The organism is Pseudomonas sp. S2_A02 (genome assembly GCF_054668495.1).
On the sequence record NZ_CP162776.1, the window covers coordinates 4,402,425 to 4,428,258 of the forward strand.

Annotated in this window: 22 protein-coding genes and 2 pseudogenes; 9 read left to right on the forward strand and 15 right to left on the reverse strand. The window is 58.2% G+C overall.

The window, feature by feature from the left end:
* Positions 1-2: 2 nt before the first annotated feature.
* From AB4O41_RS20125 to bfr, 4 genes are all read left to right on the forward strand, one after another.
* Positions 3-1,004, forward strand: a complete 1,002-nt coding sequence (locus AB4O41_RS20125) for a DNA-directed RNA polymerase subunit alpha (RefSeq protein WP_003186012.1) — start codon at positions 3-5, stop codon at positions 1,002-1,004.
* A 42-nt stretch (positions 1,005-1,046) separates the two neighbouring features.
* Positions 1,047-1,433, forward strand: a complete 387-nt coding sequence (gene rplQ / locus AB4O41_RS20130) for a 50S ribosomal protein L17 (protein ID WP_007896790.1) — start codon at positions 1,047-1,049, stop codon at positions 1,431-1,433.
* A 240-nt stretch (positions 1,434-1,673) separates the two neighbouring features.
* Complete coding sequence (locus tag AB4O41_RS20135) at positions 1,674-3,122, forward strand: catalase (protein ID WP_460144389.1); 1,449 nt, start codon at positions 1,674-1,676, stop codon at positions 3,120-3,122.
* A 155-nt stretch (positions 3,123-3,277) separates the two neighbouring features.
* On the forward strand, positions 3,278-3,742 hold the full coding sequence (gene bfr / locus AB4O41_RS20140) for a bacterioferritin (RefSeq protein ID WP_123359019.1): 465 nt from the start codon (positions 3,278-3,280) through the stop codon (positions 3,740-3,742).
* A 156-nt stretch (positions 3,743-3,898) separates the two neighbouring features.
* Here the strand turns inward: bfr and uvrA are convergent, their stop codons facing one another.
* The gene (gene uvrA / locus AB4O41_RS20145) at positions 3,899-6,733 is read right to left on the reverse strand and encodes an excinuclease ABC subunit UvrA (RefSeq protein ID WP_460144390.1); all 2,835 of its coding nucleotides are present in this window, start codon (positions 6,731-6,733) and stop codon (positions 3,899-3,901) included.
* Between the two features lie 191 nt (positions 6,734-6,924).
* Here uvrA and AB4O41_RS20150 point away from each other — a divergent pair, with 191 nt between their 5' ends.
* Positions 6,925-8,322, forward strand: coding sequence for an MFS transporter (locus tag AB4O41_RS20150; RefSeq protein WP_460144391.1), 1,398 nt, complete (start codon positions 6,925-6,927; stop codon positions 8,320-8,322).
* 9 nt (positions 8,323-8,331) lie between these two features.
* Positions 8,332-8,856 carry a single-stranded DNA-binding protein gene (locus tag AB4O41_RS20155; RefSeq protein ID WP_007896798.1) on the forward strand — a complete coding sequence of 175 codons (525 nt, stop codon included), beginning with the start codon at positions 8,332-8,334 and terminating at the stop codon, positions 8,854-8,856.
* A gap of 72 nt (positions 8,857-8,928) precedes the next feature.
* Here AB4O41_RS20155 and AB4O41_RS20160 read toward each other — a convergent pair whose 3' ends face one another.
* From AB4O41_RS20160 to AB4O41_RS20205, 10 genes and pseudogenes are all read right to left on the reverse strand, one after another.
* Positions 8,929-11,133: an OsmC domain/YcaO domain-containing protein gene (locus AB4O41_RS20160; RefSeq protein ID WP_460144392.1), complete on the reverse strand. Its 2,205-nt coding sequence runs from the start codon at positions 11,131-11,133 to the stop codon at positions 8,929-8,931.
* A gap of 107 nt (positions 11,134-11,240) precedes the next feature.
* Positions 11,241-12,398 carry a glutathionylspermidine synthase family protein gene (locus tag AB4O41_RS20165; RefSeq protein ID WP_460144393.1) on the reverse strand — a complete coding sequence of 386 codons (1,158 nt, stop codon included), beginning with the start codon at positions 12,396-12,398 and terminating at the stop codon, positions 11,241-11,243.
* Between the two features lie 12 nt (positions 12,399-12,410).
* Positions 12,411-13,138, reverse strand: a pseudogene (locus AB4O41_RS20170) (DUF1190 domain-containing protein).
* Positions 13,139-13,157: 19 nt separating this feature from the next.
* Complete coding sequence (locus AB4O41_RS20175) at positions 13,158-13,586, reverse strand: DUF350 domain-containing protein (RefSeq protein ID WP_367373147.1); 429 nt, start codon at positions 13,584-13,586, stop codon at positions 13,158-13,160.
* A 14-nt stretch (positions 13,587-13,600) separates the two neighbouring features.
* Complete coding sequence (locus AB4O41_RS20180) at positions 13,601-14,275, reverse strand: DUF2491 family protein (RefSeq protein ID WP_460144394.1); 675 nt, start codon at positions 14,273-14,275, stop codon at positions 13,601-13,603.
* Positions 14,262-15,296: an ion channel gene (locus tag AB4O41_RS20185; RefSeq protein WP_460144395.1), complete on the reverse strand. Its 1,035-nt coding sequence runs from the start codon at positions 15,294-15,296 to the stop codon at positions 14,262-14,264. Before AB4O41_RS20185 ends, AB4O41_RS20180 begins: the two co-directional genes overlap by 14 nt.
* Before the next feature lie 71 nt (positions 15,297-15,367).
* Positions 15,368-15,931, reverse strand: a complete 564-nt coding sequence (locus tag AB4O41_RS20190) for a rhomboid family intramembrane serine protease (RefSeq protein WP_460144396.1) — start codon at positions 15,929-15,931, stop codon at positions 15,368-15,370.
* 236 nt (positions 15,932-16,167) lie between these two features.
* A complete protein-coding gene (locus tag AB4O41_RS20195) occupies positions 16,168-16,866 on the reverse strand; it encodes a PspA/IM30 family protein (protein ID WP_223485559.1) in 699 nt (232 codons plus the stop codon).
* Between the two features lie 24 nt (positions 16,867-16,890).
* On the reverse strand, positions 16,891-17,472 hold the full coding sequence (locus AB4O41_RS20200) for a YjfI family protein (RefSeq protein ID WP_030131197.1): 582 nt from the start codon (positions 17,470-17,472) through the stop codon (positions 16,891-16,893).
* Positions 17,473-17,835: 363 nt separating this feature from the next.
* Complete coding sequence (locus AB4O41_RS20205; RefSeq protein ID WP_460144397.1) at positions 17,836-18,384, reverse strand: cysteine hydrolase family protein; 549 nt, start codon at positions 18,382-18,384, stop codon at positions 17,836-17,838.
* A 102-nt stretch (positions 18,385-18,486) separates the two neighbouring features.
* On the opposite strand from AB4O41_RS20205, the gene AB4O41_RS20210 reads away from it, so the two are divergent.
* The 3 genes from AB4O41_RS20210 to AB4O41_RS20220 all read left to right on the forward strand — a co-directional run bounded on the left by AB4O41_RS20210 (position 18,487) and on the right by AB4O41_RS20220 (position 21,658).
* The gene (locus tag AB4O41_RS20210; RefSeq protein WP_460144398.1) at positions 18,487-19,482 is read left to right on the forward strand and encodes a GlxA family transcriptional regulator; all 996 of its coding nucleotides are present in this window, start codon (positions 18,487-18,489) and stop codon (positions 19,480-19,482) included.
* A 318-nt stretch (positions 19,483-19,800) separates the two neighbouring features.
* On the forward strand, positions 19,801-20,910 hold the full coding sequence (locus tag AB4O41_RS20215) for a DUF3182 family protein (protein ID WP_460144399.1): 1,110 nt from the start codon (positions 19,801-19,803) through the stop codon (positions 20,908-20,910).
* Entirely contained in the window at positions 20,900-21,658 is a 759-nt protein-coding gene (locus AB4O41_RS20220) for an alpha/beta hydrolase family protein (RefSeq protein WP_460144400.1), read from the forward strand. Before AB4O41_RS20215 ends, AB4O41_RS20220 begins: the two co-directional genes overlap by 11 nt.
* 46 nt (positions 21,659-21,704) lie before the next feature.
* On the opposite strand, the gene AB4O41_RS20225 is transcribed toward AB4O41_RS20220, so the two are convergent.
* From AB4O41_RS20225 to AB4O41_RS20240, 4 genes and pseudogenes are all read right to left on the reverse strand, one after another.
* Positions 21,705-22,691, reverse strand: a complete 987-nt coding sequence (locus tag AB4O41_RS20225; RefSeq protein WP_460144401.1) for a lysylphosphatidylglycerol synthase domain-containing protein — start codon at positions 22,689-22,691, stop codon at positions 21,705-21,707.
* Positions 22,688-23,975: pseudogene (gene clsB, locus AB4O41_RS20230) on the reverse strand (cardiolipin synthase ClsB). Before clsB ends, AB4O41_RS20225 begins: the two are co-directional and overlap by 4 nt.
* Positions 23,972-24,769, reverse strand: a complete 798-nt coding sequence (locus AB4O41_RS20235) for an endonuclease/exonuclease/phosphatase family protein (RefSeq protein WP_460144402.1) — start codon at positions 24,767-24,769, stop codon at positions 23,972-23,974. Before AB4O41_RS20235 ends, clsB begins: the two are co-directional and overlap by 4 nt.
* Positions 24,766-25,692, reverse strand: coding sequence for a DUF72 domain-containing protein (locus AB4O41_RS20240; protein WP_460144403.1), 927 nt, complete (start codon positions 25,690-25,692; stop codon positions 24,766-24,768). The genes AB4O41_RS20235 and AB4O41_RS20240 overlap by 4 nt, the downstream gene beginning before the upstream one ends.
* Between the last annotated feature and the right edge of the window lie 142 nt (positions 25,693-25,834).

Consider the following 25,834-nt stretch of genomic DNA (forward strand, 5'->3'; position numbering starts at 1 on the left):
CCATGCAGATTTCGGTAAATGAGTTCCTGACACCCCGCCATATTGATGTGCAGGTTGTCAGTCCAACCCGCGCCAAGATCACTCTCGAGCCTCTCGAGCGTGGTTTCGGCCACACCCTGGGCAACGCGCTGCGCCGCATCCTGTTGTCCTCAATGCCCGGCTGTGCAGTAGTCGAGGCCGAGATTGACGGTGTACTCCATGAGTACAGCGCCATCGAAGGCGTACAGGAAGACGTAATTGAAATCCTGTTGAACCTTAAAGGTCTGGCTATCAAGCTGCACGGTCGTGACGAAGTTACGCTGACCTTGTCGAAGAAGGGTTCGGGGGTGGTTACCGCTGCCGATATTCAGCTGGATCATGATGTCGAGATCGTTAATCCCGATCACGTAATCGCTAACCTGGCGTCTAACGGCGCCCTGAACATGAAGCTCACCGTAGCTCGTGGTCGTGGTTATGAACCGGCAGACTCGCGTCAGAGCGATGAAGACGAAAGCCGCAGCATCGGTCGCTTGCAGCTTGACTCTTCGTTCAGCCCGGTTCGCCGTATCGCATACGTGGTGGAAAACGCCCGTGTCGAACAGCGTACTAACCTGGACAAGCTGGTTATTGATCTGGAAACCAACGGTACCCTGGATCCTGAAGAGGCTATCCGCCGTGCTGCAACCATTCTGCAACAGCAGTTGGCTGCGTTCGTCGACCTCAAAGGTGACAGTGAGCCAGTGGTTGTTGAGCAGGAAGACGAGATCGATCCGATCCTGCTTCGCCCGGTTGACGATCTGGAACTGACTGTACGTTCGGCTAACTGCCTTAAGGCGGAAAACATCTACTACATCGGTGACCTGATTCAGCGTACCGAAGTAGAGCTGTTGAAGACTCCGAACCTTGGCAAGAAATCCTTGACTGAAATCAAGGACGTTCTGGCCTCCCGCGGTCTGTCCCTCGGCATGCGCCTCGACAACTGGCCGCCTGCAAGTCTTAAGAAGGACGACAAGGCGACTGCCTGATCGTCGTAATCACCGAACGTTGTGTTTGGTAAGGAATGAACCATGCGTCATCGTAAAAGTGGTCGTCACCTGAGCCGCACCAGCTCGCACCGCAAGGCCATGTTTCAAAACATGGCGGTGTCGCTGTTCGAGCACGAGCTGATCAAAACTACACTGCCAAAAGCCAAAGAACTGCGCCGCGTTGCTGAGCCGCTGATCACTTTGGCCAAGACAGACAGCCTGGCTAACCGCCGTCTGGCTTTCGACCGTACTCGTTCGAAAGCTATCGTTGGTAAGCTCTTCAACGACCTGGGCAAGCGTTACGCTACCCGTGAGGGTGGCTACCTGCGCATCCTCAAGTGCGGCTTCCGCACTGGCGACAACGCGCCTATGGCGTACGTCGAGTTGGTTGATCGTCCTGTCGGCGGTGAAGCTGTATCCGCTGAGTAAGACGTCAGTCTGAAACAAAGAACCGGGCCTAGTGCCCGGTTTTTTGTGCGTGTAAGAAATGCACTGTTTGTACAAGCTTCCTTGCGGTTCATGCCTTCAGTATATGAGGGGGATTGTTGGTAGTATTTTTCTATTGATGTCTGCAAATTAATGAATTTGTAGGTGTCATGATTGATGGTCAATACTCCCTCCCACGCCGATTAGCCGGCACGTATCAAGACTGACAAAGGATGAGATCGCATGAGCCAGAACAAAACGCTTACGACCGCCAGTGGCGCTCCTGTCGCCGACAACCAGAATTCTCGCTCCGCCGGCCCTCGTGGCCCTTTGCTGCTCGATGATTTCCACCTGATCGAGAAGCTTGCTCATTTCAACCGTGAAAACATCCCTGAGCGTCGTGTACACGCCAAAGGTTCGGGTGCCTACGGTACGTTCACCGTGACTCGCGATATCACTCAGTACACCAGTGCCAAGCTGTTTGAGTCCGTCGGCAAACAAACCCCGACATTCTTGCGATTCTCCACTGTGGGCGGCGAACGCGGTTCGGCCGACACCGAGCGTGATCCACGCGGTTTTGCCCTGAAGTTCTACACCGAAGAAGGCAACTGGGACATCGTCGGTAACAACACGCCGGTGTTTTTCATCCGTGATCCGCTGAAATTCCCTGACTTTATTCATACCCAGAAACGCCTGCCGCAGAGCAACCTGAAAAGTGCGCAGATGATGTGGGATTTCTGGTCGCACTCGCCTGAGGCATTGCACCAGGTCACCATTCTGTTCTCGGATCGCGGCATCCCTGACGGTTATCGCCACATGCACGGCTTCGGCAGCCACACCTACAGTCTGATTAACGCCAATGGCGAGCGTCACTGGGTGAAGTGGCACTACAAAACCAGGCAAGGGATCAAGAATCTCGCTCCGGCAGAAGCGGCGCGTCTTGCAGGTACCGACCCGGATTACGCACAACGTGACCTGTTCGGCGCCATTGAACGCGGTGATTTCCCGAAATGGAGTGTCAATATCCAGATCATGACCGAGGCCCAAGCCGAGGCTCATTACGAGAACCCGTTTGACGTGACCAAAACCTGGTCGCAGAAAGAGTTCCCATTGATCGAGGTGGGTGAACTGGAGCTCAACCGTAATCCGCTGAACTACTTCGCTGAAGTCGAGCAGGCGGCGTTCGGTCCGAGCAACATGGTTCCAGGTGTCGGTCTGTCGCCTGACCGCATGCTGCAAGGTCGCGTGTTCGCTTATGCTGACGCTCACCGCTACCGTGTGGGGACTAATCACCAGCAACTGCCGGTGAATGCGCCTCGCAGCCCGGTCAACAGCTATCAGCGCGACGGCTCCATGGCATTTGGCGCCAATGGTGGCGCAGCACCGAACTACGAGCCGAACAGCTACGTAGAATCACCGAAACAGGCACCGCGCTACGCGGAACCTGCTTTGGCCTTGAGCGGCGCGGCTGATCGTTATGATCATCGCGAAGATACTGACTACTACAGCCATGCCGGCGCGCTGTTTCGCTTGATGAGTGACGAACAGAAAAACCTGCTGATCAACAACATTGCCGGCGCAATGGCAGGAGTTTCCAGCGATGTGGTTGATCGCCAATTGCAGCATTTCTTCAAAGCCGACCCGGCGTACGGAGAAGCAATCGCAAAGGCACTCAACGTACAGCTTAACTAAGTCTAAACGATAAGCAGAACCGCCCTCATTTGGGCGGTTTTTGCGTTATTTAAACCGCTTTTCTCAGAATATCTTTACTTTTGTTGCGTCGGGCGAGTGACCTTCCGGTCAGGTTGGTTCAAACTGCAGACTTTCAAGCAGGGAGATGTAGGGCGATGCAAGGTCACCCAGACGTAATCGATTACCTCAACACGTTGCTGACAGGCGAACTGGCAGCCCGTGATCAATATTTCATCCATTCGCGGATGTACGAGGACTGGGGTTTTACCGAGCTCTACGAACGTATCAATCACGAGATGGAAGAAGAGGCGCAACACGCTGACGCCCTGATGCGTCGGATCCTCATGCTCGAAGGCACCCCGCGTATGCGTCCGGACGACCTGGATGTCGGCACCACTGTGCCTGACATGCTCGCTGCTGACCTGCGTCTGGAATACAAAGTTCGCGCGGCTCTGTGCAAAGGCATCGAACTTTGCGAGCTGCACAAGGATTACGTCAGCCGCGAGATCCTGCGCATTCAGCTGGCCGATACCGAAGAAGATCACACCTACTGGCTCGAGAAGCAGCTGGGTCTGATCAAGCTGATTGGTCTGGAAAACTATCTGCAATCGCAGTTCTGATGCTGTTGTAGGAGCGAGGCTTGCCCGCGAAGGGATCGCCGCGGTGCATCAGCCAGACCGAGGTGAGGCCTTCGCGGGCAAGCCTCGCTCCTACAGAAACGCACAAAAAAGCCCCTGTCACTGGTGAAGTGACAGGGGCTTTTTCGTGGGTTTGATTCAGGCTCTGTCGCGAGCCAGCAGCGGTTTGAGATAGAAGCCAGTGTGAGACTGCTTCATCTCGGACACTTCCTCCGGTGTACCGACGGCAATGATCTGTCCGCCTTTGGACCCACCTTCCGGCCCCAGGTCCACCAACCAGTCCGCTGTCTTGATCACGTCCAGATTGTGCTCGATCACCACCACGGTATTGCCGTGGTCGCGCAGACGATGCAACACGTCGAGCAGTTGCTGGATATCCGCAAAGTGCAGGCCGGTGGTCGGCTCATCGAGGATGTACAGCGTCTTGCCGGTATCGCGCTTGGACAGTTCGCGGGACAGTTTCACCCGCTGGGCTTCGCCGCCCGACAGCGTCGTCGCCGATTGCCCCAGCTTGATGTACGAAAGGCCGACGTCCATCAATGTTTGAAGCTTGCGCGCCAAGGCTGGAACGGCGTCGAAGAATACCCGGGCTTCCTCGATGGTCATCTCGAGGGTTTCGTGGATGCTCTTGCCCTTGTACTTGATCTCCAGCGTCTCGCGGTTGTAGCGCTTGCTCTTGCAGACGTCGCACGGGACATAGATGTCCGGCAGGAAGTGCATTTCCACCTTGATCAGGCCATCGCCCTGACAGGCTTCGCAGCGTCCGCCCTTCACGTTGAAGGAGAAACGCCCCGGCCCGTAACCGCGGGAGCGGGATTCCGGCACACCGGCGAACAACTCGCGAATCGGCGTGAACAGCCCGGTATAGGTCGCCGGGTTGGAGCGAGGCGTACGACCGATCGGACTCTGGTCGATGTCCACAACCTTGTCCAGATGTTCCAGGCCTTTAATGCTGTCGTGAGCAGCCGCTTCCAGGGTCGTTGCCCCATTGAGTGCGGTAGCGCTCAAAGGAAACAGTGTGTTGTTGATCAGCGTTGATTTGCCGGAGCCGGACACACCGGTCACGCAGGTCAGCAGACCGATCGGAATCTCCAGGTCAACGTTGCGCAAATTGTTGCCGCGAGCGCCTTTGAGGGCCAACGACAACTTCTTGTTACGCGGCGTGCGTTTGGCTGGAACTGCGATCTTTACCCGGCCCGACAAGTACTTGCCCGTCAGCGAATCAGGGTGAGCCATAACCTCGGCCGGCGTACCTTCGGCGACGATATGCCCACCGTGCACACCTGCGCCCGGGCCGATATCCACCACATAATCGGCCAGACGAATCGCGTCTTCGTCGTGCTCGACCACGATCACCGTATTGCCGATGTCGCGCAGGTGCTTGAGGGTGCCCAGCAAGCGGTCGTTGTCGCGCTGGTGCAGACCGATCGAGGGCTCATCGAGAATGTACAGAACCCCCACCAGGCCGGCGCCAATCTGACTGGCCAGGCGAATCCGCTGGGCTTCGCCGCCGGACAGCGTGTCGGCACTGCGATCCAGTGACAGATAGTCCAGGCCAACGTTGACCAGGAACTGCAGGCGCTCGCGGATTTCCTTGAGAATCTTGTCGGCGATCTCGCCACGGCGGCCGGTCAGTTTCAGCACGCCGAAATACTCACAGGCGTCGCCGATTGGCAGATTGGTTACCGCTGGCAAGGTCTTCTCGCCAACCCAAACGTGCCGCGCCTCGCGACGCAGACGGGTGCCGCGGCAATCCGGGCAGGGTTGGGTGCTGAGGAACTTGGCCAGTTCTTCACGGACCGAAGCCGATTCGGTTTCGCGGTAACGGCGTTCCAGGTTCGGCACGATGCCTTCGAACGGGTGCGAACGTTTAACGATGTCGCCACGGTCATTCAGGTATTTGAAGTCGACGTTCTGCGAGCCACTGCCATGCAGGATGAACTTCTGCTGATCGGCCGGCAGGTCGTTAAACGGCACTTCAAGGCTGAACTTGTAGTGCGAGGCCAGTGACCCGAGCATCTGGAAGTAATAGACGTTACGCCGGTCCCAGCCGCGAATCGCGCCTTCGGCCAGCGTCAGCTCGCCATTGACCAATCGCTTGATGTCAAAAAATTGCTTAACACCCAAGCCATCGCAGGTCGGGCAAGCACCGGCCGGGTTGTTGAAGGAGAACAGCTTGGGTTCCAGCTCGCTGATGGCGTGGCCGCAGATCGGGCAGGCAAAGCGCGCGGAGAAGATGATTTCTTCGCCGGGCTCGTCGTCCATCGGTGCGACCAGTGCAATGCCGTCCGCCAGTTTCAACGCAGTCTCGAACGACTCAGCCAAACGCTGTTGAAGATCGGCGCGGACCTTGAAGCGGTCGACCACGACATCGATCGAGTGCTTCTTCTGTTTATCCAGCTTCGGCAACTCGTCCAGCTCGCAGAGCCGGCCGTTGACCCGGGCCCGCACAAAACCCTGAGCGCGCAGTTCTTCGAAGACCGAGAGGTGCTCGCCTTTGCGCTCGCGGATCACCGGGGCCAGCAGCATTAATTTGCTGCCCTCCGGTTGTGCCAGCACCAGGTCGACCATCTGGCTGACGGTCTGGGCTTCCAGCGGAATGTCGTGGTCCGGGCAGCGAGGAATACCAACGCGAGCGTAGAGCAGGCGCAGGTAATCGTAGATTTCGGTGATGGTGCCGACCGTCGAGCGCGGGTTGTGCGAGGTCGACTTCTGTTCGATGGAGATCGCTGGCGACAGACCTTCAATGGTGTCGACGTCAGGTTTTTCCATCATCGACAGGAACTGCCGGGCGTAGGCTGACAGCGATTCGACATAGCGGCGCTGGCCCTCGGCGTACAGCGTGTCGAAGGCCAGGGACGACTTGCCGGATCCGGACAGGCCGGTGATAACGATCAGTTTGTCCCGTGGCAGGGTCAGGTCGATGTTCTTCAGGTTGTGGGTTCGGGCCCCACGAATCAGGATCTTGTCCAAAGTGGCCTCGCTCGGCGGGCGTCGAAAACGTAGGAGTATACGGCCAAATACTGGATGGATGCACACTATCAAATGCGGGGTGCGCAGCCTTAGATGAAGACTGCGTCATCTGTGCGCGTCATAGCGTCGCGATATACCCCGTCAATCGATGGGACTGGTAGAATCGCCGCCGGTTCACATGAGGTTTTTCCATGCACGATCCCCACAGCGAACGCATGAGTGGCAGTGAGACCCGCGCAGCAAGCGGTCTGGCCCTGGTGTTCGCCTTCCGTATGCTTGGCATGTTCATGGTGTTGCCGGTTCTGGCGACCTATGGGATGGACCTGGCAGGAGCGACCCCGGCCCTCATCGGGTTGGCGATTGGCGCTTACGGCCTGACCCAGGCGATCTTTCAGATTCCTTTTGGCTTCATTTCCGACCGCATCGGTCGACGTCCGGTGATTTACCTGGGGCTGATCATCTTCGCCTTGGGGAGTGTGCTGGCGGCCAATGCCGATTCGATCTGGGGCGTCATCGCCGGACGCATCCTGCAAGGCGCCGGGGCGATTTCCGCGGCGGTCATGGCGTTGCTGTCAGACCTGACTCGGGAACAGCATCGGACCAAAGCCATGGCCATGATCGGCATGACGATTGGTCTGTCGTTCGCTGTCGCCATGGTTGTAGGACCATTGCTGACCCGTGTCTTTGGCCTGTCCGGGTTGTTCTTTGCCACCGGCGGGATGGCGCTGTTCGGTATCGTCATCGTGATGTTCATGGTGCCGCGCGCAACCGGGCCGTTGCAGCACCGCGAGTCTGGCGTCGCGCGTCAGGCGCTGATACCGACACTCAAACATCCGGACTTGCTGCGTCTGGACCTGGGCATTTTTGTGTTGCACGCGATGTTGATGTCGAGCTTCGTTGCATTACCCCTGGCCTTGGTCGAAAAGGCTGGGCTGCCCAAGGAACAGCACTGGTGGGTGTACCTGACCGCGCTGCTGATCTCCTTCTTCGCCATGATCCCGTTCATTATCTACGGCGAGAAGCGACGCAAAATGAAACGAGTTTTGCTCGGTGCCGTCGTGACGCTGATGCTCACTGAGCTATTCTTCTGGCAGTTCGGCGATAGCTTGCGGGCTCTGGTGATTGGTACGGTGGTGTTCTTCACCGCGTTCAATCTGCTGGAAGCCTCCTTGCCATCGCTGATCAGCAAGGTTTCACCAGCAGGCGGCAAAGGCACGGCAATGGGGGTTTATTCCACCAGCCAGTTCCTCGGTTCGGCGCTGGGCGGGATCCTCGGCGGCTGGATGTTCCAGCACGGCGGTTTGTCGGTTGTATTCCTCGGATGCGCCGGCCTGGCTGCCCTCTGGCTGGCCTTTGCTGTTACCATGCGCGAACCACCTTACGTCACGAGCCTGCGCTTGCCGTTGTCGCCCGAGGCGATCCGCGAAGCGGGTCTGGTCGAGCGCCTGAAGGCCGTCGTAGGGGTAACAGATGCAGTGATCGTCGAAGATGAAGCGGCGATTTACATCAAATTGGACACAGAACTATTGGATCGCACCACCCTTGAGCGCTTGGTGAACAACCCGGCCGGGGCAGCGTGCGTAGCCTAGGAGAACGTTATGGCCCGTGGGGTTAACAAAGTCATATTGGTCGGCACTTGCGGCCAGGATCCCGAAGTTCGCTACTTGCCTAACGGTAACGCCGTGACCAACCTGAGTCTGGCGACCAGCGAACAGTGGACCGACAAGCAAACCGGTCAGAAGGTCGAGAAGACCGAATGGCACCGTGTGTCGATGTTCGGCAAGGTGGCCGAAATTGCCGGCGAATACCTGCGCAAAGGTTCGCAGGTGTACATCGAAGGCAAGCTGCAGACCCGCGAGTGGGAAAAAGACGGTATCAAGCGTTACACCACTGAAATCGTGGTCGACATGCAAGGCACCATGCAACTGCTGGGCGGCCGTCCACAACAGGGCGACCAACAAGGCGGGGGTAACAACTACCAGCAGTCCGCCCCGGCCCCACGCCAACAGGCTCCGCGTCCGCAGCAGTCGGCACCGCAACAGTCGCGCCCGGCGCCACAGCAGCAGGCCGCTCCTCAGCCGGCTCCGGATTTCGACAGCTTTGATGACGATATCCCGTTCTAAAAAAGCTGCTATCCAGTAAGTAATAAAAAAAAGCGAAGCCAGTGATCTGGCTTCGCTTTTTTGTGGGCGCTGTTAACTGAATAAAGTGGCCACATTGGCCCGTGCCGAGTGCAGTTTCTTGTAGCTTTCGATCAACCGCAGGTGCCTGTCGAGCCCCTCCAGTTTCATGCTGGTCGGCGTCAATCCATGGAAACGCACGCTGCTGTCCACCGATCCGATCGCTGCATCCATCCGCTCGTTGCCAAACATCCGGCGGAAATTGGCCTCGTAGTCTTCCAGTTCCAGGTCCTCGTCCAGCTTCATCTCCAGCACCACATTGACGGCCTGGTAGAACAAGCCACGCTCAACCGTGTTGTCGTTGTACTGCAGGAACATTTCTACCGCCTCTTTCGCCTCTTCAAACTGTTGCAAGGCGAGATAAATCAGCAGCTTCAACTCCAGGATCGTCAGCTGACCCCAAGCCGTATTGTCGTCAAATTCGATGCCGATCAAGGAGGTGATGTCGGTGTAGTCGTCCAGCTCACTTTCCACCAGGCGCTCAACCAGCGCTTGCAGTTCGTCTTCGTCCAGGCGATGCAGGTTCAGGATGTCGGCGCGGAAAAACAGCGCTTTGTTGGTGTTATCCCAGATCAGATCGTCCACGGGATAGATTTCCGAATAGTTCGGCACCAGGATGCGGCACGCCTTCGCGCCGATATGCTCGTAGACCGCCATGTACATTTCCTTGCCCATGCCTTCAAGAATGCCGAACAAGGTCGCGGCTTCCTCGGCATTCGAGTTTTCACCCTGGCCAGAGAAGTCCCACTCCACGAATTCGTAATCCGACTTGGCACTGAAGAAGCGCCACGACACCACGCCGCTGGAGTCGATGAAGTGCTCGACGAAGTTATTCGGCTCGGTTACTGCGTGACCTTCAAAAGTCGGCTGGGGCAAGTCGTTGAGGCCTTCGAAGCTGCGGCCCTGCAGTAATTCGGTCAGGCTGCGTTCCAGCGCCACTTCCAGGCTCGGATGCGCGCCGAACGAGGCGAACACGCCGCCGGTACGCGGGTTCATCAACGTGACGCACATCACCGGGAATTCACCACCCAGGGACGCATCCTTCACCAACACGGGGAACCCTTGCGCTTCCAGCGCCTGAATCCCGGCCAGTATCCCGGGGTACTTCGCCAGCACATCGGCCGGCACATCCGGCAATGCAAATTCACCTTCGATGATTTCGCGTTTTACCGCGCGCTCGAAGATCTCCGACAGGCACTGCACCTGGGCTTCGGCCAGCGTGTTACCGGCACTCATGCCGTTGCTCAGGAACAGGTTTTCAATCAGGTTGGACGGGAAATACACCACCTCGCCGTCCGACTGGCGCACGTACGGCAGCGAGCAGATGCCGCGCTCTTCATTGCCCGAGTTGGTATCGATCAGATGGGAGCCGCGCAGCTCGCCGTCACGGTTGTAAATCTTCAGGCAGTATTCGTCGAGAATTTCAGTTGGCAGCTCATCCTTGCGGCCAGGCTTGAACCAGCGTTCGTCCGGGTAGTGTACAAACGCTGCGTTGGCGATGTCTTCGCCCCAGAACTGGTCGTTGTAGAAGAAGTTGCAGTTGAGTCGCTCGATAAACTCGCCCAGCGCCGACGCCAACGCGCCTTCTTTGGTCGCGCCCTTGCCGTTGGTAAAGCACATCGGCGAGTGCGCGTCGCGGATATGCAGCGACCACACATTGGGCACGATATTGCGCCACGAAGCGATTTCAATCTTCATGCCCAGGTCCGCCAGAATGGCCGACATGTTGGCGATGGTTTGCTCCAGCGGCAGATCCTTGCCCGCGATATAGGTATGCGCCTCTGAATTAGACGCAGGCATCAGCAACGCCTGGGCATCGGCGTCGAGGTTATCCACCTCTTCGATCACAAACTCAGGCCCGGCTTGCACCACTTTTTTCACGGTGCAACGGTCGATGGAACGCAGGATGCCTTGGCGGTCCTTGTCGGAGATGTCCGCCGGCAACTCGACCTGGATCTTGAAAATCTGGTTGTAGCGGTTTTCCGGATCAACAATGTTGTTCTGCGACAGGCGGATGTTATCCGTGGGAATACTGCGAGTGTCGCAGTACAACTTCACGAAATAAGCCGCACACAACGCCGATGAAGCCAGGAAATAGTCGAATGGACCAGGTGCCGAGCCATCTCCCTTATAGCGGATAGGTTGGTCGGCCACCACCGTGAAGTCATCGAACTTGGCTTCAAGTCGAAGGTTATCGAGAAAGTTGACCTTGATTTCCATGGGGGATTACCAGAATAACGGGCTAGACGATTTGGCCGCCATTATCCGGTATTTCAGCCGTAAGTCTTGCGGGCATCGTACTTATGTCCACACCGGCGATGGATGGGTCAGTCGAGTATCAGATGCGGCAAGAAACGGCTCGAATCCTTAGTGATCAAACTGTTGTCTTCTCGCACGCCAATACCGGCAGCCTGATCGCCGATCACCCAAGAGCCAACCAGCGTAAAGCTGTCGCCAAACTTCGGCAGCGGGGCGAACTCCTGAAGGATAAACGGCGCGTCGGTGTAGGGGCCGTCCTCTTTCACGATCAGACCGTCAGCGGTTTGCAGCTCGATGTTGGCGCCTTCCCGGGAGAAGAACGGTTTGCGGACCCAGCCTTTGGGCACTGCTTTGCTTGGGTCGACATCCAGGTGCGCCGCGAGCAGGTTCGGGTGACCTTTGTTGAACTCCCACAGCAGCGGCAGGATGCCCTTGTTGGAAATGATCGATTTCCAGGCCGGCTCGAAAAACTGTGTGTCGCTCTGAGCAATCGCTGCACCGAAGGGCTCATGGAAGATAAATTCCCAGGCATGCAGCTTGAACAGGTGAGGAATCCAGCGATCTTCTAAATCGACGAAACGTCCTTCGTTGGTGAGGCCGATGTCCTCGATATCGATGTGTCGCGATTCGATACCGACCTTTTCCGCGATCAGGCGCAGATAGTCAGTGGTGCCTTTGTCTTCGACCGAGTCTTTCATCGAGGCGAAATAGAAGGGCTGTTTGAGCTGCAGCTGGGCAAAGGCTTGATGCAGCTTGGTGTCGATACTGTTGAACTGATCGACGTGCCCGGGTAGCAAGCCGCGTTCGATGCATTGCTCCAGCCAGCCCCACTGAAACGCCGCGGCTTCATACAGGCTGGTCGGCGTGTCGTAGTTGAGTTCCAGCAACTTGGCCGGCCCGGTGCCGTTGTAGGAGAAATCCATGCGCCCATACAGGTGCGGGTGGCCTTCGAGCCATGAAGTGCGAACCATGTCGAAGAAGGGCGCAGGAATGCTCAGACGCTCCAGCAACTCCTCGCTCTGAACCACGCGGGCCACCAGGTCCATGCACATCTCATGAATCTCGGTGGTCGGGTCTTCGAGATCGTTCTCGATCTGTTTGAGCGTGAACTGGTAATACGCGCTCTCATCCCAATAGGGTTCGTCGTCGATGGTATGAAACAGAAAGCCAAGACTTTCGGCGGTCTGTTTCCAATCATGACGCTCTGCGCAGAGGATTTTCTTCATGGCCCTGTTTCCTTAGCTGCTCGAACCGCCAAAGCTCTTGCTTGATCCACCCCAACCACTGCGTGCACTGGCCTGGCTGCCGAAGCCGCCGCGAGAGGTGGCCGAGGCAACAGACGCCGCCTTGCTGCGGGTGATGGTGTCGGTGTAACTGCCGCTACTGCCGTAGCGCGCCTGATTGGACCTGTTGAAGGTCGAACCTGACGAGACCCGCTGGCTGAGTGTCGAGGACGAGTAGCTGCCGCGATCATCGCGATAGCGGTAGACCGGTTCGGAGTAGTAACTGTTGCGGTTGTTACTGAGCATATTGCCGATCAGCAGGCCGGTCAGCAGGCTGCTGCCAGAGAAGCCCGACCCTGCGGCGCTCGCTTCCGACGCGGGCAGTTTGGCCTTGGCCGCGTCCACTTCGGCTTGTGTCACCTCGCCATCGGCGTTCAGTTCGAAACCGCCGAGTTTGGGGATGAACTTGCCAGCGGAGTCCTGCTGGCACCAGTCGGCAACAAAGTCGGCGTCACAATCAGCCTGGCTGTCGTACACCGGCGCAATGCGGCGATGCTCGGCCATGGCCTTCATGTAGGCGTCAGAACAGATATCGACCGGGAGCTTTTCATCCGCGCACTGCTGAACGGACTGGAAGTTGTATTTTTTGTGTATCTCGTAGGTTTTTCCGTTGGCCCGCAGCCTGAGATCGCCATGGCGACCGACGCGGCCAGGGAGAGCTGAACGTACTTGCTTCGTTTCATCGGGATCTCCGTGGCGCAATCAGTTCTGGGAAGGGGTCATGCACGCGGCGTTCAACATGCCGACGCTGATGGCCACTGCCGCGACATAGATACCCGCAGCGATCTCGCCCTTTTTAATGCGTTCAGAGGCGCCTTTGAGCACCAGGCTGGTCACCAGGAACGCCAGCAGTTGTACGAAAGCGGCGATCACTGCCCAGACGACAAAATCCAGAATGCTGATCGAGTAGGCAATCACATTGCTGGCCGGAATGGCGAAACCGATGATGGCGCCACTCAGCGCGATCGCGGCCGAAACGTTGCCCGAACGGATCAGTTCGAACTCTCTGTGCGGGGTGATTCGGGTGTAGATGAACTGGAACAGCGCGAACAGCACGGCGGCGCCGAGGATGTACGAAACAAACCCGAGCACGGCGGCTTTATTCAGGGAGATGGAGAGCGCTTCAAGCATGGACTTCTTCCTTTTTAAAAAGTGTTCAGGTCGGTGGTGTACAGCGAAATGCCCAACGAAGTGCTCAAGCTGATGGTGCCTTCGGCGTCTTCTTCGACGGAAAACAGCAGGAATTCCCGGCGATCGGTCAGGCCGGTTTCGCGGGCGTACAGCATCGAACGATGCTCGATGCGGTAGGACTCATCCGGGTTTTTCAGGTGTTCGCTCAGTGTCACCAGTTCTGTCTGGCCGCTCTCGGTGCCCCATTCGCGGGTGTATTCGACACCGTTGTGGGTGTAGGTCGGCAGGCCGATCAGGCTTTGAGGACCGGCCAGCCGACGCAGCTCAGATTCACTGTTGATGGTGACGTAACTGAGGTAATTGAACAGGATCACCGATTCGACCTGTCCGGCGATATCGCCGGTGGTATGCACTTGCAGCCAGTAGTCTTCATCGTTCATGTAGTAGCGTGACAGCCAGTTCGACTGCCCGAGATCAACAGTGCCAGCGCTCCAGATCTGTTGGGAGCCAGGGATGACCACGGTGGTGTTGCCGTCGAGCAACAATTTCAGGGTGGTGTCGAACATCACCTCTTTGCCCAATGCCAGGCCCAGCGGACCGATGGCGGGCAGGGTTTCGTTGGCTGTCCATTTCGATTCTGTATTCGCTTTCGGGGCCTCAAGCCCCATCAACTGTTTAAACCATCCCATTGGTGATTTCCTTGAGGCGAGTGGAGGCGATGTAGAAGAGTTCGCCGCCCTCAACGCGAGTGGCGCCGGGCGGGTTGATCCAAGGCTGTCGGGCGCCTTTGGCGCGGTAGCCGATCAGGGTAGCGTTGTGGCGCTCTTTCATCTGTGCGTACAGATCGCCGAACGTTGCTTCAAAGGTCTCGGGCAGTCTCATCAGGTATTGGGTGGCGCCTTGACCCACGCACAGCAATTCATTGATGACCACTGAGGAGCCCGGATCCTGAGAGGCGCGCACCAACATCTCGATGGCCATGCTTGAGGTGCATTCCAGGCTGGGTGCGTAGGCGCTGGCAAGGGCGGCGATTTCACTTTCATTGAAGTGGGCGACCACATGCCCGACAGGGCTCAGTTGATTGACCGCCAGCACGGTGGCCAGGGTCAGGTCGTCTGAATGTGTTCGCACCAGGACGCGTTCGGCACCGGGAACGCCGGCCCGCAGCAAAAGCGCGGCAGAGGACAGGCTTTCGCCTTTGATAAAGTCCGCTTTACCCGGCATGGGATTTTCTTCGAGGTCGCAATCGCAAATGACGATCAGGTTGTCATTGGAGGTTTCGTCCTGCAGCAATAATTCAATGACCCGCTCGCTGGACGCGCCTTCCCAGCCGATGAGAACAGTGTGGCCGACCTTGCCGGTGAAATCGCCTTTGCCCTTCATGCCTTTTCTCCATACATCGATGACGCTGCTGGTGGTTTTGCCGATGGCTGCCGTCAGCAGCGCAATGCCCCCGAGCATGACCCAGGTAGCCACGAAAATTCGTCCCGCCGATGTCTGTGGCGCGAGATCGCCATAGCCGACGGTGAGCGTGGTGGTGAGATAGAAGTAGGTAAACGTGGCGGGGGCGGTGAGGTGTTGTTCGCCCAGAAGCACCAGGCCGATATAGGCCGTGCTCAAGTGTATGCCCAGCGCAATGGCCAAGCCTGCCCAGCCGAACCGATGGAAGAAGGACGAGGCGTACGTGCGCAATAAAAGGAAAATCGACATTACATCCCTGACTCCATGGGGGCTCATTCCTGGCGACGTAATCGCTCTGGCGTCTGAGTGCTCAAATGCGGTTACCGGGCGGCATTAAACCTGCTGCGCAGCGTAGATAACAGTACCTTGGCTGCAATAAATCCGGCGATCGCACCAAAGATGTGCCCTTCGAAAGACATGCCCTGGCGAGGAAAGAAACCAAAAATCAGGCCGCCATAGAGCAGGACCACGACACTGGCCGTTATCAGGTTGCTCCAGCTCCTCTGGAACCAGGCGCGCGACAGGAGGTACGCCCACAGCCCGAATACCCATCCACTGGCGCCGATGTGTACGCCTGCAAAACCGAACAGCCAGACCAGCGAGCCGCCCAGCAGAATAATGATGGCGCTGACAGCGATGAACCGGTTGAGCCCTTCGACGATGACCAGGGTACCGAGAATCAAAAAGGCAATCAGGTTGGTGCTCAGGTGCGCAAAGGACCCGTGCAAGAAAGGCGAGGTGATGATGCCGACCAGTCCGTGCAATGTTCTCGGCACCAGGCCGAAGGCAACAAGGCTGTAGCCGGTCGCCACATTGAGCAGTTGCAGCGCGACCATGAAGAGGGCCACGCCTGCGATTGTCTTGAAACCCTTCAGGGCATCCATCCGTGACCTCGACTCGGCAAAAAGAAGGACATTGAATTAATGCCTGTCAGTTAAGAGATAGAACGAGCGCTGAGTAACATTGTGGCGAGGGAGCTTGCTCCCGTTGGGTCGCGAAGCGGCCCCCCTATATTGCAAAAGAAGGGGACTGCTGCGCAGTCCAGCGGGAGCAAGCTCCCTCGCCACAGGTTCAGTGCGCTTGCCTGACTGACATCAAGGCAATGAATGCCCTAACCGGGTTACTCAGCCGATTTTTTCTTCAGGCGTTCCAGAATCGCATTGGCGCTGCCTTCGTTCGGCGTGATGCCGGCTTCGCGCAGCTTGCGCTCCAGGTCGGTGCCGGTCGACGCATCGGCCAGTTCGTCCTGGGCGTTCAGTTCAGCGGCGCGTTGCTGCTGCTTGGCTTGCAGGCGGTTCAGCGTACCGACGGCGGTTTCCAGCTTGCCGTTGGCGCCGCCACTGGCGATCGAAGCACTGACCTGGGCTTTCTGTACGCTTTCACGCGCCTTGGCCATGTCCACTTGCTGGCGCAGGCTTTTGATGCGGCTTTCAGCCTTGGTGATGTCTTTGCGCATGTTGTCCGCGTAACCGCCGAATTCGGTGGCCTGCTTTTGCTCGACATCCAGTTCATTGGTCAGGGTCGAAATGGCTTCGGCCACTTCCAGTGCCAGATCTTCCCGGTTGGCCTGGATCGCGGCCAGGGCCTTGGATTCCAGATCCTTGATCTTGGCGTTGTACTCGCTGACGCGATCAGCCGACAGTTTGTGCTTGGCCATGATGGTGACCAGCTCACGCTTGGCGTTGGCCAGCGCGCTGTCAGCATCACGAATTTCCTGGTCGAGGATGCGCAGGGCCTGCTGGTCGACGATCGATTCGCCGACTTCGTTGGCACCGCCACGCAACGCGGTGAACAATTTGCTCCAGATGGACTGAGTCATTGGATATTTCCTGTTCCCGAAAAATTAGATGAAGAAACGTTCAAAGGCTTCGCTGGCGCGCTGGACGTTGTCGACGAGGGTTTTGACCTCGGTCACGACGTTGGTCAGGCTGGAGTCGGAGCTCAGAGCGCCGAACATGTTGTAAACGACCTGCCCATTGGGCATGGACTCGATACCGATCGAGGACAGCGGGAACATTTCCCGGCTGCGCAGCACGGCATCATTGAATGCCGGCACGTCGTTGATGGACTCGACATCGACCAGAACGGTATCGACGATGACCTGATCGCCAACCACGGCGATGTAAATCGGCAAGCCACCGAAATCGTTCATTTCCAGCTTGATGCTGGACTCGGAGCCTTGAACGAGGGAGAGGGTGATGTCGTTCGAAACCACTTCGTCGAGGGCCTGAAGGGCGCTGTAGAGGCGATCGATGTTCCAGTTATTACCTGCGCTCATGTAATTCTCCGACATGAATGAGCCAGCCAGAATCGGTTGGCGTAGCTGTTTCTCCATCTGCTTGAGCAGGCTTCGGTTTTCGGGAAGCACCCAAGTCTCGTGTTTCACATACCCGGCGGCACCCAGGCCCGCGCGCATCTGCTTCATGTAGAAGCTGGATGGTTTTTTCGCGGACGGTTTCGAGCGCTCTCCCTTTTGGCTCGCTGGATCGGTAACAGATCCGCTAGGCGGATCTGATGGAGAGCTGCTTTTCATGATGCTGACCCCGTTATGAAAATCTCACGCGTGAGAAACACTACAGGCAATTTTTGCGGACCTCAATAGCTCACGCGTGAGATTTTTTCGACTGTTGCACAGGTGTATGACAAAAGAAGGTCTATCACTCAATCCCAGTCAGTTAAGCGCAATCCTGTGGGAGCGGGCTTGCCCGCGATAGCGATGTAACAGTCAACAAAGATGTCGGATGTGATGGCCTCATCGCGGGCAAGCCCGCTCCCACAGGTTCCTCAACTAACCAGCCAGAAAGTCGTCAGTGGACACCACGCTTGCATAGGCAAAACCCAAGGCCGACATGAAGGCGGCATGAACGTGGGCGGCCGGGACGGTGACGCCGTTGAATTCCAGGTCACGGGTGGCGCAGGCATCGTGAATCACCGTGACGGTGTAGCCCAGGTCGGCGGCAGCGCGGGTGATGCCGTCGATGCACATATGGCTCATGCTCCCGACGATCACCAGTTGCTCAATGCCTTGCTGGTCGAGAATGGCTTGCAGTTCGGTCTCGCGGAACGAGTTGACGAAGTGTTTAAGCACCACCGGTTCGTCGGCGCGGTTGAGAACTTTGGGGTGCAGCTTCGCGCCGTCGGAGCCTGGCGTGAAGAACGGTGCGGCATCGGAGGTGAACTCGTGGCGGATGTGCACCACAGAATCACCGGCCTCGCGAAACGCCTGAATCAACCGTACCGCGTTGTCAGCTGCGGCATCGGCACCCACCAGCGGCCACTTGCCCTGGGGGAAGTAGTCGTTTTGGATATCGACTACGATGAGTGCTTGCTTGGCCATGACTGTTTCCTCGAAGTGTGTGTTGGTGTGGAATCAAGTATTGGTGCTGGCCGTTCGTTCGAGGATTGGCCGCACCGACAATAGAAGGGGGGAAAACTGACAATGGGTGTAGAAAGGGCAGTCGCCGAACTGGGAGTGCTGATCTATCCCGGTGCGCAGATGGCGGCGGTGCATGGGCTGACGGACCTGTTCGGCGTGGCCAACCGGATCGCCGCCGAGCATCAGGCGGCGCAGTTGCCATTGCTGCGGGTCAGTCACTGGCAGGTCGAGGGCGATCAAGTGCCCAAGCGGGTCTATGACACTCATCCAGGCCCGGCCGGCGCGTTGGTCGCCGTGTTGATCCCGCCCTCGATCGGAGGTTTTTCCGAGCGGCAGGCGCCCCAAGGGCTGATTCGCTGGCTTCGTCAGCAACATGCCAACGGTGCGACCCTCGGCGGAGTCTGCGTGGGTTCTATTCTGTTGGCCGAAAGCGGCCTGCTCGACGGCCGTAGCGCCACCACCCACTGGACTTCAGCCAAGGCTTTCGCCGAGCGTTACCCGGCGATCAAGCTCAAGGCCGACACGCCGATTGTCGACGATGGTGACCTGATCACCACCGCCGGTTTGATGGCCTGGTCAGAGCTGGGATTGCGGTTGGTGAACCGCTTGCTCGGGCCGAGCATCGCCACCGGCACGGCGCGGTTTCTGGTGGTGGAACACAGCGACAGCGCGAGCGAGTGCGGCAGTAATTTTTCACCGATTCTCAATCATGGCGATGCGTCGATTCTCAAGGTCCAGCATTGGCTGCAAAGCACCGGCGCGACCGATGTCTCGTTGACGGCAATGGCCGAGCGGGCGGGGCTGGAAGAGCGCACCTTCCTGCGTCGTTTTCGTGCGGCAACCGGGTTGAAACCCACCGAGTACTGCCAGCACCTGCGGGTCGGCAAAGCCCGGGAAATGCTCGAGTTCACCAACGGCACCATTGATCACATTGCCTGGACCGTGGGTTACCAGGACCCGAGTGCGTTTCGGGCAACGTTCAAGAAGATTACCGGGCTGGCGCCGAGTGATTACCGGGGGCGTTTTGGGGTAACGCCAAACACAGCTGTGTCTCGGTAGCCAGATCACGCCAGATCACACCAGATCAAACCATGTGGGAGCGGGCTTGCTCGCGAAAGCGTCCTATCAGTCGACATTAATGCTAACTGACCCACCGCTTTCGCGAGCAAGCCCGCTCCCACATTAAATCTTTGCCAGGCTTTGAGTCGTGCAAAATGCCGGGAGTATTGAAAGGTGTCGTGCAGAATAAAACAGGCCTTGTGCTATCGCGTATTTCGCAACCGACTGATTTGAAACTCGTTTCACTCCAGCCGCCATTGGCCTGATCTCTGCACCTCCTTCAGCTACATTTATCAAGCGCAGATTGAAGGGGAACGCATGACCCCAACAAACCGCAAGAAACTGGTGCTCGCCCATTCGGTGCGCCCCGACGCCTCGCTGCACGAAGTCGAAACCAATCGCGCGCTGGCCCGTTGGCTGGCGCAGGTCGTCGGGCTCGAGTACGGCGGCAGTTATGACTTGGAACTGCACAGCGGCCGTGATGTTTATCTGTTGCCGACCCAGACACTGGTGGGCGTTGCTGTCGCCCGGCGGTTGGGCGTCAAAGGGCCGGAGGATTTGTGGGGCGGTTACGTTGACCACGATTTCATTTGCACCAAAGCCATCAGCCATGGGCTGTTGAATCGCTATGCGTTCGCGCCCGAAGGCTGGTCGCCGTTGTTTTCCGAACGGGTGCGTAGCGTTGTGCTCGATGGCCTCAGCGTGTTCTCCCTGGACGATGCTCGCCCGGCGGCGGAGCATCTGCTCTACAGTGGGCCGATCCGCATGAAACCTATCCATGCCTGCGCCGGACGCGGTCAGGAAGTGATCAAAAGCCTCGACCAGTTCGACGCCATCCTCGCTCGCCCCGATGCCAAAACACTCTTCACCGAAGGCGTGGTGCTGGAACAAGACTTGACCGAGGTGGTCACCCATAGCGTCGGTCAGAGTTTTATCGGCGACAAGGTGCTGAGTTATTGCGGTGATCAATACTTGACCGAAGACGGTCAGGGCGATCAGGTTTATGGAGGGTCTAACCTATTGGTGGTGCAGGGTTATTACGAGGACCTGCTGGCGCTGGAACTACCGGACGACACGCGGCTGGCGATCCAGCAGGCGCAGGTATTCGACAGCGCGGCTGATGAAGCCTACCCCGGTTTCTACGCCTCGCGGCGCAACTACGACATCGCCCAAGGGCTGGATTGCGATGGCAAACAACGCAGCGGCGTGCTCGAACAATCCTGGCGCCTGGGCGGTGCCAGCAGTGCTGAAGTCGCCGCGCTGCAGAGCTTCGTCGACAACCCCGGCTTGCGCGCGATTCGCGTGTCGTCGGTCGAAACCTATACCGATCAACCGCTGCCGGCCAACGCCATTGAGGTCTACCGCGGGCCAGCAGAACACAGTGACTTTCTTCTCAAGTACGTAACGGTCAAATCCTATGACGGCTAGAAGCGAAACCATTGCGATCGACATCGACGATGAACAGATGAGCGGAACCTTCCTCAGCCCCAAATCGAAAGTCCCGGGCGTGCTTTTCGTCCACGGCTGGGGCGGCAGTCAGGAGCGCGACCTGGAGCGCGCCAAAGGCATCGCCGGGTTGGGTTGCGTGTGCCTGACATTCGACTTGCGCGGGCATACCGGCGGGACCGGTATTCCGTTGTCCCGGGTAACCCGCGAAGACAACCTGCGTGACCTGCTGGCGGCCTACGACCGCTTGCTCGCGCACCCGGCGCTCGATACCTCTGCGGTCGCTGTGGTGGGTACCAGTTATGGCGGTTATCTGGCGGCGATCCTGACCTCCTTGCGCCCGGTGCGCTGGCTGGCACTGCGGGTGCCGGCGTTGTATCGCGACGACTTCTGGCACACGCCCAAGCGTGAGTTGGACAAGCTCGATTTGCGCGATTATCGCAGCACGCGGGTCCACGCCGACAGTAATCGTGCGCTGCATGCCTGTTCGCAATTTACCGGGGATGTGTTGCTGGTGGAGTCCGAGACAGACGCCTATGTGCCCCACGCGACCATCATGAGTTACCGCGCGGCGTGTCAGCAGACCCACTCGCTGACTCACCGGATTATCGATGGTGCCGATCACGCCTTGAGCGAGCCTGTCTCGCAACAGGCGTACACCTCAATCCTGGTGGGCTGGATCACGGAAATGGTGGTGGGCGAGCGGTTGAGCATCATTCAGTCGAGTTGAGATTTGCGGTGTTCTTGCGATAGCGGCAGCCGCCTCACCACATTGCTCAAGAAGGCTTTTTCGAAATCCGCAACGACTTGGCCTTGGCTTCCACCACCAGGTACATCACCACCGTTATCAACAATGGCAGGAGGAAATAGATCGCCCGATAAGCGAGCAACCCCGCCACCAGGCTTCCCCGCGAGACCTCATGTTGCAGCAATGCCACGAACACCGCCTCCAGCACACCGAGCCCGGCCGGAATGTGGGTGATGACCCCGGCAATGGCGCTGATCAGCAACACGCCAAGCACCAGCGGATAGTCCAGCTTGCTTGGCAGCAGAGTGAAAATCACTGCCGCCATCAGCGACCAGTTCAGCGCGCCGAGGGCCAGTTGCAGGACCGCCATGTGCAGCGACGGCAGGTTGATTTCCACGCCGCGAATCGACCACTCCCGTCGCCTGGAAAATCGGCAGGCCGCCAGATATCCCGCGCTCAACAGCAGCAACAACGCGCCCACGCCTTGCAGGGCACCGCTGCTCAGCTTCCAGCCTGGCGGCATTCTCACCAGTCCGCTGGTGAACACTGTGCCGGCAATCACCATGTAACCGAACCAGTTAGTCGCCAGGCTCAGCCCGAGGATTTTCGCGATGTTGCTTTTGCTCACACCGAGCCGTGAATACAGCCGATAACGCATGGCGATGCCGCCGACCCAGGCGCTCAGGTTGAGGTTGAAGGCGTAGCTGATAATGCCCACCGGGAGGATCTGCCGCCAGGTCAGGTTCTGCCGGATGTAGGTGCGGCCGATCAGGTCGAAACAGGCATAGACCAGAAAACTTATCAGCGTCACCCCGGACGCGATGATCAGTGTGCGCACCTTGAAATCGGCCAGGGTATCGAACACTTCGCCCCATTCGATGCGTTCGGCGAGCATCGTGAACAAAACGATCAACGCCAAAAAAAACAGCATCGTCAGCGGCTTTTTCCAGCGGTGCCAATGGGATTTTCGCGGCGTGTCGGAGCGAGGGGCAGGCCGTGCATCGGAATGGCTCATGCCTTATCGCTCCTGGCCGGATGAATGAAGGGTTTCAAGCGCGGTTTGTGCGCCGGCAACCAACCGGCCCATGCCGGGAAATGCCGCAGGAAGTGAAACACCAGAAAACCGATGGTCATGTCCCAGATCCGTCCACGAGGTGCCTTGTCCGCCGACATGACCTTGCAGTGGTTGCTGCTCAGTTCGTCGAGACGCTCGAACAGGTCACGGTTGAAGGCTCGATCGCGGATCAACACGTTGGCTTCCAGGTTCAGGGACAGGCTCAGCGGGTCGAGGTTGCTTGAGCCGACGGTGCTCCAGTCCTCGTCGACCAGGGCGACTTTGCCATGCAGGGGACGGTCGCAATATTCGTAAATCGCTACCCCGGCCCGCAGCAGATAGTCGTAGGTCATGCGCGCGGCGAGCCTGGCCACCCGCAGATCCGGTTGCCCCTGAAGAATCAGGCGCACGTCGACCCCCTCGGCGCGCTGCATTGCGGATCTCCCGCAGCAGCCGATAGCCAGGAAAGAAGTAGGCGTTGGCGATTACAACGCGATGCCGGGCACCGCGCAGTACCCGCAAGTACACCTCTTCGATATCGCCCTGATGTTCGCCATTGTCGCGATACACCAGCCGTACCTGACCATCATGATCGCTGACCGCCAGTTCCGCACGCCTCTGTCTGCGACGCTGCCACCAGTACTTGGCCCGGGCCGGGCGACCACTTTGCAGCAAGGCAAAATGATGAATATCAGCCACTGCCGGGCCTTGCACTTCAACCGAATAATCCTGTTTGGCCTCGGGGCCGAAGTCGGCCAAATGGTCGGCGGAAAAGTTGATTCCGCCGAGGAACGCAATCGTGCCGTCGACCACCACAATCTTGCGGTGCAAGCGACGGAACCAGTTGGTGCGGATGCCTAGATACCGTGGGGAGGGGTCGAATATTTGCAGGCGCACACCTGCATTGCTCAGCGCCGCGAGGTACTCCGTGCTCAGTTCGCCACAGCCAAAACCGTCGAGGCTGACGGTGATGCGCACGCCGCGTTGAGCCGCTTCAATCAGGATTTTTTGCAGCTCATTGCCGACCTTGTCTTCGAAGACAATGAAGGTCTCCAGCAGGATTTCACTCTGGGCCTGGCGCAGCGCTTCAAACACTCGTGGAAAGTATTCCTCGCCGTTCTCCAGCAGTTCGACGCGATTGTTACCGTGCCAACCATACTCGACGTCAACCACTGCGGGCTTGCGCACCGGCGGAGGCGCGGAGACGTGTTCGACCCTGGTTTTTTCCATCAGTGGGCCGGTCATAGCTCGATCTCCACCGATAGCGGTGCATGGTCGGAAAGGTGTGACCAGGGGCGTGCCGCCAGTACTTGCGGATGGCTGGCCTTGAGGTTGCGCACGTAGATGCGGTCCAGGCGCAACGCCGGCAAACGCGCCGGGAAACTGCGCGCTGGTTTGCCATGCAACTCAGCGAATACCTCGCGCAAACCGCAGGGCTTGAGCAGCGCATCGGCGCGCAGGCGCCAGTCGTTGAAGTCGCCGGCGACCACCACCGGGGCATCCTCCGGCAACTCTTCCATACGTTGGCTCAGCAGCTTGAGTTGTGCCTTGCGGTGACTTTCGCGAAGCCCCAGATGGACGCAAATGGCATGCACTTCGCGGCCATCGCCGGGCATCCGTAGCACGCAATGCAGGATTCCACGGTTCTCATGCCCGTGGATGGAAACGTCGAGGTTGTCGTGACGAATAATCTGGAATTTCGACAACAGCGCATTGCCGTGATCGCCCGCCGGGTAGACCGCGTTGCGCCCATAGGCAAATTGCGGCCACAGGGTATCGGCAAGGAATTCGTACTGAGGCATTGCCGGCCAATTGAGGTAGCGCTGTGGATGATGTTCGTGGGTGCCATGGACCTCCTGCAAAAACACCACGTCGGCGGACACACTGCGTACCGCTTCGCGCAACTCGGGCAGGATGAAGCGTCGGTTGAGCGCGGTGAAACCCTTGTGGGTGTTGACCGTCAGCACGGTAAAACGACTCACGGTGCTGATGATGGGTTGCTGTTCATCCGTTGTGCCGACCGGTTCGGGAATGCTCATGGCAGCACTCCTTCGGCAACCGGTTCACCGGGTGCGGTGGCGAGGTCTTTGTCGAGATGCAAACGCTCAAGCAGGCGGCGCGCATCGAAGGGTGCACGGACTTTTATGTCGTTATCGAAATAGCAGAACACCTCACGGAATCTGCGTGTCTTGGGTTTTTGCCGAGGCGCGATCAATTGCGGATCTGCCGGTTGCTGCCCTTGATACCAGGCCTCAATCCGGTCGCCCCAGCGTTTCAGCGCTTGTGGGGTGTAACCGCTGGCGTAGAGCTCTTCGGCACCGTGCAGGCGCAGATAGACGAAATCACTGGTGAGGTCTTCGCGGTACGGCCATTTCCCGGCGGTGTCGGCAATGACCAGCGCGGTGTTGTAGCGTTTAAGCAGACGGACGAAGGCGGGATCGACAAAACTTTCGTGGCGAATTTCCACGGCATGGCGCAGCGGCTTTTTGCCGTAGGCCTTCATGCTGGCGTGACCATTCAGGCGCGGCTCATGTTGGCGGGCGAGGGCTGCGGCCTGTTCCGTGTCGTGGGGTAATTGTTCGAGAAAGCTTTCGAACAATGGCGGGTCGAATTTGAAGTTGGGTGGAAACTGCCAGAGGATCGGGCCGAGTTTTTCCTTGAGTTCCAGCACCCCGGAAGCGAAGAAATTCGCCAGCGGCTTATGAATGTCCCGCAGGCGTTTGATGTGGGTGATAAAACGCGGCGCCTTGACGCTGAACACGAAGCCCGCCGGGGTTTCGTCGTACCACTGGGCATAACGCTCGGGCCGTTGCAGGGCGTAAAACGATCCATTGATTTCGATGCTGTTCACTGCCCGTGAAGCGAATTGCAATTCGCGCTTCTGGGTTAGCCCCTTGGGGTAGAACTCCCCCCGCCAAGGCGTGTAGCGCCAGCCTGAAATACCGATATGAATCGCCGCCATGTCGCCTCCCGTCAATGTAGCCCTCGGACAGCCTCTGTCTTTTGATGACTGCCGGGCGTGCGAGAAAGTTTCGACGGGGCTACGGACGGTAAATCCAATCAGCATTTGAAAAGCTTGTGGAAAACAATTGATGGTGCATTTT

Bases quoted from the DNA above. Each gene is read 5' to 3' on its own strand.
- bfr (WP_123359019.1), top strand. From the start codon at position 3,278: ATGCAAGGTCACCCAGACGTAATCGATTACCTCAACACGTTGCTGACA.
- AB4O41_RS20160 (WP_460144392.1), bottom strand. From the start codon at position 11,133: ATGGAAATCAAGGTCAACTTTCTCGATAACCTTCGACTTGAAGCCAAG.
- AB4O41_RS20235 (WP_460144402.1), bottom strand. From the start codon at position 24,769: ATGAGCATTCCCGAACCGGTCGGCACAACGGATGAACAGCAACCCATC.
- AB4O41_RS20215 (WP_460144399.1), top strand. From the start codon at position 19,801: ATGACCCCAACAAACCGCAAGAAACTGGTGCTCGCCCATTCGGTGCGC.
- AB4O41_RS20225 (WP_460144401.1), bottom strand. From the start codon at position 22,691: ATGAGCCATTCCGATGCACGGCCTGCCCCTCGCTCCGACACGCCGCGA.
- AB4O41_RS20125 (WP_003186012.1), top strand. From the start codon at position 3: ATGCAGATTTCGGTAAATGAGTTCCTGACACCCCGCCATATTGATGTG.
- AB4O41_RS20190 (WP_460144396.1), bottom strand. From the start codon at position 15,931: ATGGATGCCCTGAAGGGTTTCAAGACAATCGCAGGCGTGGCCCTCTTC.
- AB4O41_RS20175 (WP_367373147.1), bottom strand. From the start codon at position 13,586: ATGCTTGAAGCGCTCTCCATCTCCCTGAATAAAGCCGCCGTGCTCGGG.
- AB4O41_RS20155 (WP_007896798.1), top strand. From the start codon at position 8,332: ATGGCCCGTGGGGTTAACAAAGTCATATTGGTCGGCACTTGCGGCCAG.
- AB4O41_RS20135 (WP_460144389.1), top strand. From the start codon at position 1,674: ATGAGCCAGAACAAAACGCTTACGACCGCCAGTGGCGCTCCTGTCGCC.
- AB4O41_RS20165 (WP_460144393.1), bottom strand. From the start codon at position 12,398: ATGAAGAAAATCCTCTGCGCAGAGCGTCATGATTGGAAACAGACCGCC.
- AB4O41_RS20205 (WP_460144397.1), bottom strand. From the start codon at position 18,384: ATGGCCAAGCAAGCACTCATCGTAGTCGATATCCAAAACGACTACTTC.
- AB4O41_RS20210 (WP_460144398.1), top strand. From the start codon at position 18,487: ATGGGTGTAGAAAGGGCAGTCGCCGAACTGGGAGTGCTGATCTATCCC.
- rplQ (WP_007896790.1), top strand. From the start codon at position 1,047: ATGCGTCATCGTAAAAGTGGTCGTCACCTGAGCCGCACCAGCTCGCAC.
- AB4O41_RS20185 (WP_460144395.1), bottom strand. From the start codon at position 15,296: ATGTCGATTTTCCTTTTATTGCGCACGTACGCCTCGTCCTTCTTCCAT.
- AB4O41_RS20180 (WP_460144394.1), bottom strand. From the start codon at position 14,275: ATGGGATGGTTTAAACAGTTGATGGGGCTTGAGGCCCCGAAAGCGAAT.
- AB4O41_RS20150 (WP_460144391.1), top strand. From the start codon at position 6,925: ATGCACGATCCCCACAGCGAACGCATGAGTGGCAGTGAGACCCGCGCA.
- AB4O41_RS20195 (WP_223485559.1), bottom strand. From the start codon at position 16,866: ATGACTCAGTCCATCTGGAGCAAATTGTTCACCGCGTTGCGTGGCGGT.
- AB4O41_RS20220 (WP_460144400.1), top strand. From the start codon at position 20,900: ATGACGGCTAGAAGCGAAACCATTGCGATCGACATCGACGATGAACAG.
- AB4O41_RS20200 (WP_030131197.1), bottom strand. From the start codon at position 17,472: ATGAAGCAGATGCGCGCGGGCCTGGGTGCCGCCGGGTATGTGAAACAC.
- AB4O41_RS20240 (WP_460144403.1), bottom strand. From the start codon at position 25,692: ATGGCGGCGATTCATATCGGTATTTCAGGCTGGCGCTACACGCCTTGG.